The sequence below is a fragment of the Rhizobium sp. WSM1274 genome, assembly GCF_025200775.1.
GTDB lineage: Bacteria > Pseudomonadota > Alphaproteobacteria > Rhizobiales > Rhizobiaceae > Rhizobium > Rhizobium leguminosarum_I.
Map to the genome: position 1 here is coordinate 1,057,728 of NZ_CP104138.1, position 15,119 is coordinate 1,072,846.

A 15,119-nucleotide genomic window follows, 5' to 3' on the forward strand; every position below is an offset into this window, starting at 1 on the left:
ATAAGCGCAAGCTAATTTATCGGCGGGCACGATACGGGCACCGCTGCTTGGGGCGCGCCAGTGATGTTAGCGCCAGTGAACCCTAGCCCCAACGAAGGAGGACATCATGTCTTCCACTTCAGATCAGTTTTTCGATATTGCCAATCTGAGAATGCTCGATCGTATTCTGCGAAAGGCCGGCTTTCGCGGCGGTGAAACTCATGCGGTCGATGAGACTGAGATCACCGCCACAAGTTTCCTCATTCATTGTTTCCAGATGGGCATCGTCGACGAGGCCGCGTTGAGGTCGTCGCTGAAAATGTATCTGGCGACGCAGCTGAGTTCAGGCCCGCTTCCTCATGCGACCGAAGACGCCTCCTTTGCCAGGTGGCAGGATGACGGCGGCGCTCCGATGAAAGCCTATCGGATCGCGCGGTATACGGCGTCGGGGCGTGCGGATACACCACCACGGCCGCCAGGCTACCGTTTGACCAAAACCAGACTGCCTGAACGATTGTCCGAGATCCCGTGAACGGGCCTGCGGCGATGTCGCCGATACCCCTCGATCGATCATCGCGATGACATGACGGATAAGGAAGAAGACATGTCTGGGATTCCCGCCGATCAAAAGGACAAGGCCAGGAAAAGCAAAATCATCGCCTTCTTGCGGAAAATCGCAACCTTAAGCCCGACTGCAGACGATCTCATAGCGCAGGCGCGTCAAGCGCGGTCATCGTCGGCGGAGGAGGGGATCGATAGCGCTGACAGGCAAGCCTATGGTCTGGCGCGTCCACACAAAGGTGCATTCGATAACGCGACCGCATTCAGCGCTTCCAGCTACGACCATGATCTTCCGACGCGGCAGCAATTGGAGGCCGCGCAACGCAGCCAATCCGATGCGGTAAAACAGCAGGAAGTAAACCGCCAAAGCGGCAGATTCCGCATGCGCGCAAAGAGCACGAAGCTGAAATCTCCCTGAGCAGCAAATAGAAGAGCTTCGCCGACTGAGCGGTGCTTGGCTCCAAGGTCTTTACGCTCCGGTGCGTCGAAAAGCCCGCCTCAGGCAGGCTTTTCCTGTTTGCGGCAAAAGCTCGGGCGACCGTCACGCTGCCCCAAACGGCACGGCTACGAAGGTCTTGTTGCCGTCGCGTTCGACGAGCAGCAGCACCGACTTGCGGCCGGCCTTGCCGGCGTCGGCAATCGCGGTCTTGACGTCACGGGCGTTATGGACCGGTCTATCGTTCACCGAGACGATGACATCGCCGGACTGGATGCCGGCGGCAGCCGCTGACTTGTCCGGGGCGACCTTGGCGACCACCGCGCCGTTGACAGAGCGCGCCAGGTTGAGCTGCTGGCGCACGTCGGGCGTGAGGTCGGCAAGGCCGATGCCGAGGCTCGGCTGGCCGGTGCTTTGGCCTTGGGTGTCCGGGCTTTCGGCTGCGGCCTGCTTCTGGCCGTCCTCATTGGTGCCGACCGTGACATTGAGATCGATGGTCTTGCCGTCGCGCCAGACGCCGAGAGCTTCCTTGGCACCCGGCGAAAGGTCGGCGACCAGGCGCGACAGGTCCTTCGGTGTCTTGACGCTCTCGCCGCCGACTGAGGTGACGATATCGCCGGGCTTCAGGCCGGCATGGGCGGCCGGCGTATCGGCAGTGATGGCGGCGACCAGCGCGCCGCCGGTCTTGTCGAGGCCGACGGCATCGGCGACATCTTTGGTGACCGGCTGGATCTGCACGCCGAGATAGCCGTGATTGATCGACCCGTCCTTCTGCAGCTTGGCGACGATCGCCTTCGCCTCATCGGAGGGAATGGCGAAACCGACGCCGACGCTGCCGCCGTTCGGCGAATAGATGGCGGTGTTGATGCCGACGACATTGCCGCTGCGGTCGACCAGCGGGCCACCGGAATTGCCATGGTTGATCGGCGCGTCGATCTGGATGAAATCGTCATAGGGACCGCTGTGCAGGTCGCGGCCGCGCGCCGAGACGATGCCGGCCGTTACTGTGGTGCCGATACCGAAGGGATTGCCGATCGCCAGTATCTGGTCGCCGAGCTTCAGCCTGTCGGAATCGCCCCAGCCAATGGTTTGCAGCGGCTTGCCCGCCTCTATCTTCAGCACGGCGACATCGGATTTCGGGTCGGTGCCGATCAGCTTGGCCGGCAATTCGGTGCCGTCATCCAGCGTCACCTTGATGTCGACGGCATTGTCGATGACATGGTTGTTGGTGACGATCACCCCGTCGGGGCTGATGATGAAGCCGGAGCCGAGCGCCATTGCCTGCTGCGACGGCCGGTTTTTCGGCGCCTGGCGCGGCAGCGGGATGCCCTGGTCCTCGAAGAATTGGCGGAACTGCTCGTCCATCGGCGACTCCTGCTGATCTGCGCTGACATCGGTTGTCTTGACAGTCGTGGTGACGGTGACGACGGCAGGTTTGTCGGCATCGACGATGGAGGCGAAGGAGCCGCTGGGGGCGAGAACGCCTCCGGTATCCGAAGGCGCGGCAACGGCATTGGAGGCGTTGATCGCAACGGGCAGGCATGCCGCACCGGCGATGATGGCGGCCCCCACAAGGGCTGCGGTGCGATGATTGCGGAGGATGTGTGACATGGTGGTGATCCCTTGGGCGGTGGTCCCTGGCGAGAGCGTTGGCTTGGATGGCGTCGTGGTTCCATGTCCTGGGACCTGGCGTCGGATGGCGTTTGGCGCCAATTCCTTCTGGAAACGCGCAGTCGTCGAGGGGCGGCGACCGGGGGAGAGAAGAATTGGCGCCCGGGATACATATGATCCCACCAAGCGGATTTACAAATTAAAGTTTGATCATGTTTATATTGCCGATTTGTAAGATATGACTGGAATTTAATCTTCGCTCATGCAGCGTTTGAGCTTCTCAAAAATTCCGGCTTGATTTTACCTCGTTTGGCGGCCGCCGCCATGTTTTTATTCGACAATAAATGGACTTATTCCTGGAGGCGGTGATCCGATCGCCGCATGCGTCCGTAATTTGCCGGCAGACGATCCTGTGCTCTTTCTGGAATTGTATTCCGGATCCCATTGCAAATATAAAATGTTAGTAGACTCTAAATTATTTCTTCTTCAAAAAGTAACGGCCGCGATTCGAGGGCAGGCGAGTCTCGCGGGCGACGTATAAGGGGGGATGAGGGCAGCAGTGGAGCGGGGGCGGAAAGCCAGGCGCGGCGCGCATGTGAAGTTGAGCGATGTGGCGAAGAAGGTGGGGGTCAGCCCGATCACGATTTCGCGCGCGCTTCGCAATCCCGAAATTGTCTCTGAGGATCTGCGCCAGACCATCCTGCGCACGGTAGCCGAGATGGGGTACATCCCCAATCTTGCCGCCCGGGCTCTGGCCGGCCGCCATAACGGCATCATCGGCGTCATCACGCCCGCTTTGCACCAGCACGGCTTTGCCGGCCTGATGATCGGCATCGAGGATTGCCTGCGCGCCACCGAATTCCGCGTGCAATATTCCAGTACGCTCCACCACGCCGACGGCGAGGCCGGCGAGCTCAGATCCTTCCTGACGCAGAAGCCGGCCGGCGTCATCATCGCCGGCGCCGAATCTTATGGTGATCTCCTGCCGCTGATCAAGGATGCCACCTGTCCGATCGCCCATATCACCGATCTTAGCCAGGAGCCGGCAAGGCTGGTCGTCGGCCTTGATCATCATGCTGCAGGCGCAGAACCCACCCGCTTCCTGCTGTCGAGGGGCTATGAAAGGATCGGCTTCATCGGCCGCGGCACGGATATTCGCTCGCGCCGGCGGAAGGAAGGCTATGAGGCCGCGATTCGGGAAGCCGGCCGTTTCGATCCCGATCTCGCCATTGGCGGAGATGAGGGAAGCAGCAGCACCGGCCTTGGCCGGGAGTTGTTTGCCCGCCTGTTGCAGCGCGTGCCGGATATCGATGCCGTCTTTGCCCAAAGCGACCATCTGGCGCTGGGCGTGCTCATCGAATGTGCCGCGCGCGGCATCCGCGTGCCGGAGGATGTCGGCATCTGCGGCTTCAACGATCTGGAATTTTCAGCCTTCACCCAGCCGTCGCTGACGACGGTGCAGATTGCGCGCTACGATATCGGCTACCGCGTCGCCGACATGCTGCTGCGCGCCATCCGCGGCGAACCGCCCGGCGAAGGCAAGGTCGATTGCGGCTTCTCGATCATCCCACGCGGCTCGACGCGATAAGCTGTCCCGTTCGCGCGAATGGCTGCCCCTCACCCTCGCCCTCTCTCCGTAAACGGGGCGAGGGGACGTGCCTTGCGGGAGGTAGCGAGGCACGGAGAGGTTGCGACATATCCCCTTCGCCCCGCGAGCGGGGAGAAGGTGCCGGCAGGCGGATGAGGGGCTGGTGTCGGCGATCTCTTTGGCAGAGGGTGTTCCGCTCTGATACGGCTAGGCACAGCCCAGATTATTCCCTATATGGAATGAATGAGGATCAATGTGCTGAAAAATGGATAATACCGGACTGTCTCTCGACAGAATGCGCACCTTCGTTCGCGTCGCCGAACGCGGCAACCTGTCGATGGTCGCAAGAGAGCTGGGTGTCGGTCAATCCACCGTGACGCGGCACCTCAATGAACTTGAGCAGGCTGTCGGCGTACCGCTTCTCAGCCGCACCACGCGTCGCGTCACCCTGACCGACGAGGGCAGCCGCTATTATACCAACTGCCTGCAGATATTGCGCCTGGTCGAACAGGCTGCTGAAGAAGCAAGAGATGCCCGTCAGGCCCCCGCAGGCGCTGTTCGGCTTTCTTGTACGGCAGCGCTCGGCGTGATGCACATCACGCGCCTGATCTTTGATTTCCAGGACAGGCATCCGGACATCCGGGTCGACCTCAACCTGACGGACGAGCGTATCGACCTGGTTCGCGAAGGCGTCGACGTCGCACTCCGTCTTGGACCTCTCGCCGACAGCGCAATGAAACTTCATGCGCTCGGAGAAAGCCATCGTCTGCTGGTCGGCGCTCCGGCCTATTTGTCGGCCCATGGACGGCCCGAACGCCCAGCCGATCTGTCACGCTACGAAACCGTCGTAATGTCCAATGTGGCCGGCAGCGATCAACTCGTTCTTTCCTCTCCCGATGGCACGAGCCTGATGATCCCTGTCAGCGGCAAGTTGCGCGTCGATCACGGGCTTGCGGCGCGCGAAGCCTTTGCCGCCGGACGCGGCATTGGTCCCGCACACCTCTGGTTGGTCCACGATCTTCTGGACGACGGCCAACTCGAGGTCGTGCTTGGCGACTATCGTCCTTTACCGGTTCCGGTGAGCTTGCTGATCGTTCCGGAGCGTGCCGCCATTGCCCGCGTTCGGCTTCTGGTCGACTTTCTCGTCGCCGAGATTTCCAGATTACCGGGAATCCGGCCATCGTAATTTATAGACCGAAGGACCGCTTATCGCCACGCCACCCCGTCTTTCTTAGAAACTGCTCCCAGTTGAGCGTGTCGGGGTTCAGGCGACGGCTCCATTCAAGATCGTGCTCCTTGCCGAAATAGCCATAGTCGACAGCATATTCCACCATCCCCAGAATCTCACGAACGAGAAATTCGTTGGCGGCAAACTCGGGAAAATAGCGCAGCAGGCCATCCCGGGTGAAAGCGTTTCGATACGCGGCCTTGAGCCCGGTCACGCGCTGAAAGGTTTCGACCATCTCCCGCGGAGAAATGATGTCGCCAACGATCGGCAGCGTCTTGCCGTTGTAGCGCTCGGGGTTTGAGAAAATTTCAAGCACGACCGGCCCGGTCGCCGTCAGCGGATCGACAAAGGGCGCTCGAAAATCTTCAGGAAGATAGACCGGCAGGAGGAGCGTATCGCCCTCCATGCGCGGCACATAATATTCGAGCAGATTCGTGTAGAAGAATGCCGGCATGATGAAGGAATGAGAGATCGGCAGGCTGCGAATATAGTCTGCAACGCGCGCCTTGTCGGTAAAATGCGGCGCATACTTCGTGCCGCTGGTGATCTTGTCGACATTCTCAAGCGTGCTGAAAACAATATGCCCGACGCCGGTCTCCACGGCGGCATCCGCCAGTTGCCGCCCGAGAGGAGCCTCGATCGTCTCCGGCGGGACGATCGGCGGCGTCATCAGAAATGCGCCATCCGCGCCTTTGAAGGCGGCAACGAGGTCCCTTTGACGGCCAAGCTCGAGAGGGACGGCTAGGATTTCAGCGCCGCGTTCCTCCAGACGTAACGCTTCAGGCGAATCCTTTTTCCGGGTTAAAGCACGCACCCGGAAACGCTGGCTCTCAAGGAGGGCCGCCGCGACGCTGCGCCCCTGCTTGCTCGTTGCACCGGCAATCGCGATCAGTGGCTTTTCATGTACAGACATAGAGCTTTAAACCTTTCCCTGTCATTGACACCGACTGCGGTGTCATTTTGCGGGGGAGGACGGTCGGCCAGTGCCGAGAGCCCACCTCGATGACGGGCACCTTATCGCAGCAGGTTCTATGGCTGTAGATATCTGAAATGCATAATATAATTCCATTTTATGGATAAGTGGCCGGCCAGCCGCGGATACAAATCGGTTCGCCATCCCGGATCACAACGCCGAAACCCGCGCGGAATGATGTCGACATCCAGGATCGCGACGGCGCAAATGTCGTCCTCGAAAACCATTTCTCAAGTGCCGGCATTGGCTCAGACATCTCTTCGCCAATGGCGGCTCTGATGGACTAAAGCTGAGAGCTACGTTGCAAATTTCACCCTGCTGATCGTCAAATAAACCCATAAAGCCAAGGATTTTGAAGTGCTGCCCGGTCGCCGCAAGATATTACTTTCATTGAATTCTTTCCGACTCAGGATATTAGCCTGCCAGTAAGATGTATTAATCATTGTTAAGTACTGTTGAATATGGTTAATATTATGCTAATCTTAAAGAGATTAGAGGGTGTCCATCGCTTTCAAAGCGGAAATTCGAAACATGAAGCTTTCGAAGATAATATCTCCAGCGATACCTCAATATAGGTCGAGAATCGGTTCTCGCCTACATCAAACAATACTGTGCATGGTGTTTGCAGCAATTGTTCCATTGACGCCAGCAGCGGAAGAGTTGCCTTCGCCTACGGAAACGGTCTCGGTTGTGACACCTGGTGAGACTTTGGCCCGGCAGCCTCAATTGTTGCGTGACGGTCTTCGCTCAGGCGATAAATTGAATCTGGCATTTTACGAAAGCTTGGCCTCCGTCGAAGACCGCTGGACGGGTTCACGGGGCACGGTTCCCTGGAACTTTTATCAGCGCCCCGAACTCACTGGCGAATACGTCGTTGAAGCGGACGGAACGATTTCGCTTCCGCTTTTGGGACGCTTCCGGGTTCGAGGGCTTCCTCCGGCGGATGTCGAGGCGATAATTCTTCCTTCGTACGAAAATTTGGTCGGCAGAAAGGGGTTCGTGAATATCGTCAAGATTGAGCACCAGCCTGTTTATATTACCGGCCCGGTTCGTAATCCCGGCTCGTTTCGATATGTTGATGGCATGACCGTTCTGCATGCCGTTGCGCAAGCGGGTGGCATGGCGGCGAAGAGTATTGAGCCGTGGCAGAGTGTGGAAATTACACGCCAGATCGAGCGGTTGAAGACTGAGTTGGCCGATCTGAAGCGGCTTGCGTCGCGAACCGAGGTGCTCAGGGCGAAGCGCGATTCCGTGCAAATTGCCAGCATTGGTGCACCAATTCTCGGTCCCGATCCCGATGCCCAACGGTTGCTGGATGATGAGACATGGCAGCGCCAATTGATAACGACGAGCAAGGATGCGCAGAGCAGTGCTTACGCAAAATCTGTTGCCGATGCTCAGGCCGATCTCGATCTGCGTCAGGCCCGCGTCGGCAATTATGATGCCACCATTCGGGTCCGTCAGGATCGGCTGGCAAGTATCGAGAATTTGGCCAAAAACAAGCTTGTCACCAGCATCGAATTGACCCGGGCGCAAAGCGAACTGACCGAGTCGGAAGATCGAAAGCAGCAAGCCGTCATCGATGTCGAGAGCGCAAAGCAGCGGCTGGCGGCAGCGAAACAGGACGTTGAGCGCGATCGTATCGAACGCAAGATCGAGATCGAGAAGTCGGCAGCGGATGCGGAAAGAGGCCTATCCACGGCATTGAAGACGACCGAGAGCGATCTTGAAATCTTCCGGTCGATGGTATCGTCGAATGATAGCGCCGGTGTTGAATTTGAAATCGTTCGGCCTGGACCAGATGGAGTCACAGTCGAACCTGCTACCGAAGAAACGGTCTTACAGCCTGGCGATCTGATCAAAGTACATTGAGACGCAGCCACATACCCTTCCCCGACTGGGGAGAGTTTAGTCCTCCTCTCGGCCAAAGAGCTCAGAGGCATCGTCGATTTGCGATTTGTCACGCGGTCCAAAACGCCAAGGAGAGCTTATGTCTGCAATACAAGCTGTAGAAGCCTCGCATTCCTCGATGCCGGTCCAAGGTCCGATGTTCAATTTGCCAAGGACCTCGCTCGTCATTCCAACCTTGAACGAAGCGGAAAACATTAAGCTGCTTTTGCCCCGCATACCGACATGGGTGCATGAAATCATCATCGTCGATGGGCGATCGACAGACGGAACGCCTGACATAGCGCGAAGCATGCGCGATGATGTCAAGATCGTACTTCAGCCTAAGAAGGGCAAAGGCATCGCATTGCGGACGGGCTTCGAAGCCGCATCTGGTGATATGATCGTGATGCTGGATGCTGACGGTTCGATGGATCCTTACGAAATCATCCTGTTCGTCGCGGCTCTTGTTGCAGGTGCGGATTTCGTCAAGGGTTCGCGCTTTATGCAGGGTGGCGGAACCAGCGACATGACGGTCATCCGCCGGTTCGGCAATCTGGGCCTGACCCTGCTGGTCCGGATGCTGTATGGTAGCTCTTTCAGCGATCTGTGCTACGGCTACATGGGCTTTTGGAGACGGCATGTTCCTTTGCTGCGTGCCGATTGCGACGGCTTCGAAATCGAGACGCTGATCAATTTGCGGGCCCTGAAGAACAAGCTCAAAATCATGGAAGTCGCGAGCTTTGAATCGGAGCGCATCTACGGCGTCAGCAATCTGCGTGCCCTTCCGGACGGCTGGCGCGTGCTGAAGACGATCTTCCGGGAACGCGTCAGTACGCCGACGGGCGTCCAAGTCCTCGAGCAGGGCATGTCCTGAGGTCTGGATGTAATTGGCGAGGCCGCATGATGCGCATTTTGATGCTCAGCGCGAGATACCTGCCTTATGCCGGAGGAACGGAAACCCATGTAAGCGAGGTCGCAACCCGGCTCGTGGCCAAGGGGCATGCGGTGACGGTATTGACGGGCAATCCCGATGGCCTTCTTCCGGCAGCGGAAACCCGAGACGGCGTGCAGATTATCAGGCTGAAGACCTTTCCCCGTGGGCGGGATTGGTGCTTCGCCCCCGGCGTCTTCAAGGCGGTCGCCGAAGGTGATTGGGACCTAATGCATGTTCAGGGCTACCACACGTTCCTGGCACCGCTCGGAATGGCCGCCGCATCGCGCAAGGGGCTTCCTTTCGTAGTCACCTTTCACAGCGGTGGCCATTCGTCACCATTTCGATCCTCGATCCGGCGCTTCCAACACAGAATGCTTGCGCCTCTGGCTGCCAGGGCAGGGCAACTCATTGGCGTGTCGCGATTCGAAGCGGACCTATTCAGCCAGAATATGGCAATCGCGAGAGACCGGTTCATCGTTATCCCCAATGGCGCGCGCCTGCCGGAAAAGTCCGGGCGGCGATCCCCTTCACCTCACGACAAGCCGCTGATTGTCTCGCTCGGCAGGCTGGAGCGCTATAAAGGTCATCATCGGGCGCTTGCTGCCTTTAATGTGCTGGCAACGAAATTCCCTGATATGCGCCTTCGAATCCTGGGAGAAGGCCCCTATGAGGCGAAGCTGCGTCAGCAGGTGGCCGAGCTCGGGCTCGGCAACCGCGTCGAGATCGGGGCAATTCCGCCGGCCGACCGGTCCGCAATGGCCGATCTTTTGTCTTCGGCCGCACTTGTCGTGCTCCTCAGCGATTATGAAGCTCATCCCGTCGCGGTTATGGAGGCGCTTTCGGTCAAGGCTCCCGTCCTGACCACCGACACATCAGGCTTTCGGGAGCTGGTTGAGGAGGGCCTCGTGCGATCCATTCCGCTCAACGCTTCGCCAGACTTCACCGCACGTGAAATGCTCGCCACCATGGACGCCGGGCCGATCTCAATTGAGACGAGGTTGCCGGACTGGGACGATTGCACGGACCGGCTGCTGACGGTGTACAGACGCGTATTTTCGCATCAGCAGCCTGAACTGCGAACCGGTCCAGCACTGCTTGGAGATTTGAAGCACGATGACCGTTGTTAAGGGACGGGCTTCTCCAGGCCAGCAGAAGGCCTACCAGGAGGGAGCTTATCGTCACGGCTATAGAGAGAGGGTTTCCATTCCACGCATCGATCTATGGATCGCGGCATTTCTGGGCCTGCGCAGGCAGGACAGCGCAGTCGGGGGCATTGCCGATCCTTCGTCGCTGGGCATGTCGCCGGTCTTTGCCTTGCTATGCAGTTGCGCCCTTGTCGTGATCGCACTTGCCGCAAATGCCAGTCGGCTGGGGGAGGGCTGGGCGGTTCCGACGTTCTATACCGTCATCGCCGCGATCTTTCTCCCGCCAGCGGCGCGGATCATCCATCCGGGAGCCAGCCGCCTGGAGCGCTTGGCGCTCATAGTGATCGTCACTTCAGCCCTCTTCGTGGTACGCGTCATCCGCGCACCCGTCGCATTCATAGATCATGACGAATTCCTGCACTGGGCGACGGTGAACGACATTCTGGAGGCGCGGCGACTGTTCCTGCCCAATCCCCTTCTGCCGGTCAGCCCGCTCTATCCCGGACTGGAGCTCATAACGTCCGCCTTGGTCAACCTGTCCGGACTGTCCGTCTTCGCGGCAGGCCTCATCGTGTTGGCGGCAGCGCGGATGGTGCTGATGCTCACGCTATTCCTGCTCTTCGAGAAGATCACGGATTCTGCGCGGATCGCCTCCATCGCCTGCCTGATCTACATGGGCTCGTCCACGTTTTTGCTGTTCGACGTCCACTACTCCTATGAAAGCCTGGCGATCCCCATGCTTGCGGCGGTGCTGTTGGCTTCGGAAAGCCGACGTATGGAGCCAAGCGACACGGCAGCCTGGCCGACGGTCGTCGCCACCATGGTCCTGATCGTGGCGCTCGCGGTTACTCATCATCTCACCTCCTATTTTTGCACGGCCCTTTTGTGCGGCACGGCGGTGATGGAATGCCTGCGGCAGGGCGCGTCCGCCATGCAGAGGCGGCAGGCGATCCTGTTGGCCTCGATCGCCGTGATTGCTCCGGTCGCCTGGTCGAAGATCGTCGGGAACCCCACCGGCGGCTACATCCTTCCCGTACTGGAAGGCGGCATAAACGAGGTAGCGCAACTCGTATCGAATTCGACCGCGACGCGTAGGCTTTTCGTGTCGGACACGGGAGCCTTGGCGCCTGCTTGGCAACGTTACCTGACGATGGCAGGCGTCGCGCTGATCTGCCTGGGGCTTCTCACCGGCTTTCTCCGCTCGCTCGTTTTCAATGGGCAGCACCGGGATGCGAGCATCCTCTGGCCGCCGACCAGATGGCGCCTATGGCGCTCAAGTCTTCTCGAGATCCTCGTTTTGGCGACGCTGGCCTATCCCGTCAGTATCATCTTCCGCCTGACGCGCAGTGGGTGGGAGATCGGCAACCGCATCGGCTCGCTATCTTTCCTCGGCGTCGCGATTGTCGTCGCGGTGGCCGTCGCGGCGTTCTGGCACGGCACGTCGCGTGGCTGGCTGCGCGCAACGGCGCTTGCCGCCGCCGCAACGACGGTGCTGATTGCTGGCGTCATCAGCTCCGAGGGACCACGTATCCTGGTTCCGGCCGCCTATGAAGTGTCAGCCGACTCCTCGTCGATAGAACCGATGGGGATCAGCGCCGCAATGTGGACCAAGGAATGGCTGGGCGGCGACCAGAATTTCGCAACCGATCGGATCAATCGCCTGCTCCTGTCCACCTACGGCCGGCAAAAGGTCTCGACCACGCTTGAGAGTGGGCAAGATACGAGCATGGCCATCACCGCAGCCGATCTCGGCCCGATGGAACGTCAGCTGCTGATTGACCAGGGCATCGGCTTCGTCATGGTCGACCTGCGCATGACCACCGGCCTGCCCGGCGTCGGCGTCTATTTCGACGGCGGCGCGCAAGACCGAAACCACATGGTCCCCCTCCAGGCGTCGTCGCTGCTTAAGTTCAATTCCGAGCCCGATGTCGACCGCACCTTCGACAACGGCTTCATGGTCATTTTCGACGTGGGGCGGCTCGGGAAAACACGGCAGCCCGCCGCCCCTCGCAAGCGGACCGGAGAGCCGGTTCAATCCTTGGGACGAACTGACGGAGATTTACAATGATCGATAGCCGTATCGACGCTTTCATGTGCGTCCATTCGCGGGACATCGAATATCTACTCGAAGCGTCCCTTCGCTCCTACCAGCAGCATTTCCCCGACAAGGGAAACCTGACCATGGTCACCGACAACCCGGCCGCTTTAAGAGCCTTCCTCGACGCGAAGGGTCTCGTGCCTGGCGCCGCCGTCACCGGCGACAACGATTGGCTTTCGGCCAGCGAACTGGAACTTCCCGGCTGGTTTCGGCAGCAGATCATCAAGCTGCGCGCCTTCGAATTCTGCCGGACCGAGCATTTCTGTAATCTCGGTGCGGATACACTGCTGCTGCGGCCCATTGCGACGACCGATCTGATCGACCGGCGCCAACCGGTTCTCTATTATTCCAGCCACAGGCTTCCCGATCTGCACTGCCGTTTCGAGAAGAAACGGTTGCGCAATGTTGCAAAGATCCTCGGCGTCGAGCCGGCCCGGTCTTTTCGCTACGTCGATTTCATCAACGATTTCTTCTGCTTCAAGCGCGAATGGCTCATCGCGCTGAATGACTATATCGCGTCGAAATACGGCTCGAAACCCTACGTCGAGCTGCTCAAGGGTCTCAGCGCGTCAAAAGACCAGACACGGTTCGGGGAATGGACGCTCTATTCCGTCTTTCTGCTCGATGTGATGCACCAGTCGCCGACGATGCGCGATGCGCGCGGGGCCTATCTGACGCAGATCCATAGCCGCCTCGGCCTCACGCTGAGCCGGCTGGACAGCAAGATCGTTCATCTCGTCCAGAAATCCTTCGACCCAAACGTGATCCGGCAGAAGCTGATGAAGGTGAACCCGGGCGCCGCTCAGATCGTCGGCGCGACGGCATGGGCAGATGCAGGAGCTCGCCCCCGATGATGGCCCGCCGTGTCTTTCTGGGGATCATTCCGCTGTGGATTCTTGCCGCTGTCTTGACCGTAACGTGGCTGCCCGGAACCTTTTCGACCTCGGAGAAGGCGGTTCGCCTGGCGCTCTGCGCGCCGCTGATCCTATATCTCCCGGGCCGCATGCTGGTGGATACCCTGCGCATAGAGGGCGATACGGTCACAAGGGGAACGCTCGCGGTGTTCCTGAGCTTCGCGGCCTGCATTTTTCTGGGGCTTCTGCTGCATGTCGCCGGGCATCTCGATGCGCGCGGCTGGGTCTACGCCCTGGGCCTGACGACCATCGCCCTTCGGTGCCTGAATGTCGTTTTGCCGCTCGCAAGGGCGGTTCCAGCCATTCCCTGGGCTTGGCCCGGCCGCCGTTTTTTGATCTTCGCAGTTTCCATGATCCTGGCGACGAGTTCCGTCCTCATGGCGCGCCCGGTCGCGCTTGAACGTAAGCCGTTTCATTTCACCGAGTTTTGGATGGTGCCCAAATGGAACTGGACGAACAATGCGGTAACGGTCGGCGTGCGCAATTCGGAAGACACCAAGACGCTTTACAGTCTTGACCTCGTTCTGGGCGGTACGTTGATTGGACAGATGCCAACCTTCGAGCTGGCACCTTCCTCCAGCCAAACTTTCGAATTCTCCGTACCAACGAAAACGCGCGCCCCCGCACGGCTGGAAGCCTGGCTCTACAAGAGCGGCGACAGGGGAACGATCTACCGCAAGGTCTGGATGACCATCGACACGCGCCAGTCCCCGGCACCGACCGGAATGACCCTTCAGTTCGCTGATCCGGAGACGAAAAATGGATAATTTCCAGCCTCCCGTGCCCGGTAAGCTCACGACGGCAATCGTCATCTGCTGCTATTCCGACAAGCGCTGGGACGTCCTCAACAAGGCAATGGAGGCGGCAACGCGTCAGGTCCCGGCCGCGGACGAGATCGTCGTCATCGTCGATCACAATCCGGCACTGGCGCTGCGTCTGCGCGCCAAGCGCTTCGAAACCCCCGTCAGGATCGTCGAGAATATTCATCCGCCCGGCCTCTCCGGCGCCCGCAACACCGGGATTTCAGCCAGCCGCGGCGAGGTCATCCTGTTTCTCGACGACGACGCCGTGTCAGATCGGGATTTGCTGGCAACCTTGGTGCGGCAACTCGAGGATCCCTCGGTTCTGGGCGCCGTCTCCGCTATCCGCCCGTTGTGGGAAACAGATCGTCCGTCCTGGTTTCCCGACGAATTCCTGTGGACCCTTGGCTGCACCTATCGCGGCCTTCATCCGGGGCCGGTGCGCAACCTCATCGGCGCGTCCATGTGCATCCGCCGCTCCGTCTTCGATCATACGGGCGGCTTCGATTCCGGCTTGGGCCGAACGGCCAAGGCTTTGCCGCTCGGATGCGAGGAAACCGAACTCTGCATCCGTGCAACCAAGGCCTTGCCGCATGGCCGTTTCGTCTTCGAGCCGTCCAGCGGCAGCGATCACGCCATACCCGCTGATCGTGCGACGTGGAAATATTTCCTTCATCGATGCTGGGCCGAAGGGCTTTCAAAGGCCAGCCTATCGTTGATGGCAGGCTCCGGCGAGGCGCTGGCGTCGGAAAAGACCTATATGACGAGGACCTTGCCCCAAGGGCTTATGCGGGGATTTGCTGATGTGCTGCTTGGCCAGCCGAGCGGCCTTCTTCGCGCCGTCGCCCTGGCCGCCGGCCTAGGGGCCACCGCGGCCGGATTCGCTCTCGGCAGGACCCGCGCGGCCCTTACGCGACGGTTCACCTCCGTTCCTGCTCGCGCGCTCGAACGGGTGGAATAGG

Annotated in this window: 13 protein-coding genes; 11 read left to right on the top strand and 2 right to left on the bottom strand. The window is 59.7% G+C overall.

Features of this window, described 5'->3' with window-relative positions; translation table 11 throughout:
• Positions 1 to 106 precede the first annotated feature (106 nt).
• Positions 107 to 511 (top strand): hypothetical protein, encoded by a 405-nt coding sequence (locus N2600_RS05400; protein ID WP_222386128.1) that lies wholly within the window; start codon positions 107 to 109, stop codon positions 509 to 511.
• Positions 512 to 583: 72 nt separating this feature from the next.
• The gene (locus N2600_RS05405; protein ID WP_222386129.1) at positions 584 to 958 is read left to right on the top strand and encodes a hypothetical protein; all 375 of its coding nucleotides are present in this window, start codon (positions 584 to 586) and stop codon (positions 956 to 958) included.
• 123 nt (positions 959 to 1,081) lie between these two features.
• On the opposite strand, the gene N2600_RS05410 is transcribed toward N2600_RS05405, so the two are convergent.
• Positions 1,082 to 2,587 (bottom strand): DegQ family serine endoprotease, encoded by a 1,506-nt coding sequence (locus N2600_RS05410; RefSeq protein WP_260298333.1) that lies wholly within the window; start codon positions 2,585 to 2,587, stop codon positions 1,082 to 1,084.
• A 547-nt stretch (positions 2,588 to 3,134) separates the two neighbouring features.
• Here N2600_RS05410 and N2600_RS05415 point away from each other — a divergent pair.
• Positions 3,135 to 4,175, top strand: coding sequence for a LacI family DNA-binding transcriptional regulator (locus N2600_RS05415; RefSeq protein ID WP_260298334.1), 1,041 nt, complete (start codon positions 3,135 to 3,137; stop codon positions 4,173 to 4,175).
• A 265-nt stretch (positions 4,176 to 4,440) separates the two neighbouring features.
• On the top strand, positions 4,441 to 5,361 hold the full coding sequence (locus tag N2600_RS05420; protein ID WP_260298336.1) for a LysR family transcriptional regulator: 921 nt from the start codon (positions 4,441 to 4,443) through the stop codon (positions 5,359 to 5,361).
• Position 5,362: 1 nt separating this feature from the next.
• On the opposite strand, the gene N2600_RS05425 is transcribed toward N2600_RS05420, so the two are convergent.
• Positions 5,363 to 6,316: an NmrA/HSCARG family protein gene (locus tag N2600_RS05425; protein ID WP_260298338.1), complete on the bottom strand. Its 954-nt coding sequence runs from the start codon at positions 6,314 to 6,316 to the stop codon at positions 5,363 to 5,365.
• A 675-nt stretch (positions 6,317 to 6,991) separates the two neighbouring features.
• Between N2600_RS05425 and N2600_RS05430 the strand changes: the two genes are divergently transcribed.
• The 7 genes from N2600_RS05430 to N2600_RS05460 all read left to right on the top strand — a co-directional run bounded on the left by N2600_RS05430 (position 6,992) and on the right by N2600_RS05460 (position 15,118).
• On the top strand, positions 6,992 to 8,248 hold the full coding sequence (locus N2600_RS05430; RefSeq protein ID WP_260298339.1) for a polysaccharide biosynthesis/export family protein: 1,257 nt from the start codon (positions 6,992 to 6,994) through the stop codon (positions 8,246 to 8,248).
• A gap of 175 nt (positions 8,249 to 8,423) precedes the next feature.
• Positions 8,424 to 9,140 (top strand): glycosyltransferase family 2 protein, encoded by a 717-nt coding sequence (locus N2600_RS05435; protein WP_246726267.1) that lies wholly within the window; start codon positions 8,424 to 8,426, stop codon positions 9,138 to 9,140.
• Positions 9,141 to 9,166: 26 nt separating this feature from the next.
• Positions 9,167 to 10,327 (top strand): glycosyltransferase family 4 protein, encoded by a 1,161-nt coding sequence (locus N2600_RS05440; protein ID WP_260298341.1) that lies wholly within the window; start codon positions 9,167 to 9,169, stop codon positions 10,325 to 10,327.
• Positions 10,314 to 12,413, top strand: a complete 2,100-nt coding sequence (locus N2600_RS05445) for a hypothetical protein (RefSeq protein WP_260298342.1) — start codon at positions 10,314 to 10,316, stop codon at positions 12,411 to 12,413. The genes N2600_RS05440 and N2600_RS05445 overlap by 14 nt, the downstream gene beginning before the upstream one ends.
• Complete coding sequence (locus N2600_RS05450; RefSeq protein WP_260298343.1) at positions 12,410 to 13,297, top strand: DUF6492 family protein; 888 nt, start codon at positions 12,410 to 12,412, stop codon at positions 13,295 to 13,297. Before N2600_RS05445 ends, N2600_RS05450 begins: the two co-directional genes overlap by 4 nt.
• Complete coding sequence (locus tag N2600_RS05455) at positions 13,294 to 14,124, top strand: hypothetical protein (RefSeq protein WP_311319299.1); 831 nt, start codon at positions 13,294 to 13,296, stop codon at positions 14,122 to 14,124. The genes N2600_RS05450 and N2600_RS05455 overlap by 4 nt, the downstream gene beginning before the upstream one ends.
• Positions 14,117 to 15,118, top strand: a complete 1,002-nt coding sequence (locus N2600_RS05460) for a glycosyltransferase family 2 protein (protein ID WP_162119573.1) — start codon at positions 14,117 to 14,119, stop codon at positions 15,116 to 15,118. The genes N2600_RS05455 and N2600_RS05460 overlap by 8 nt, the downstream gene beginning before the upstream one ends.
• Position 15,119 lies beyond the last annotated feature (1 nt).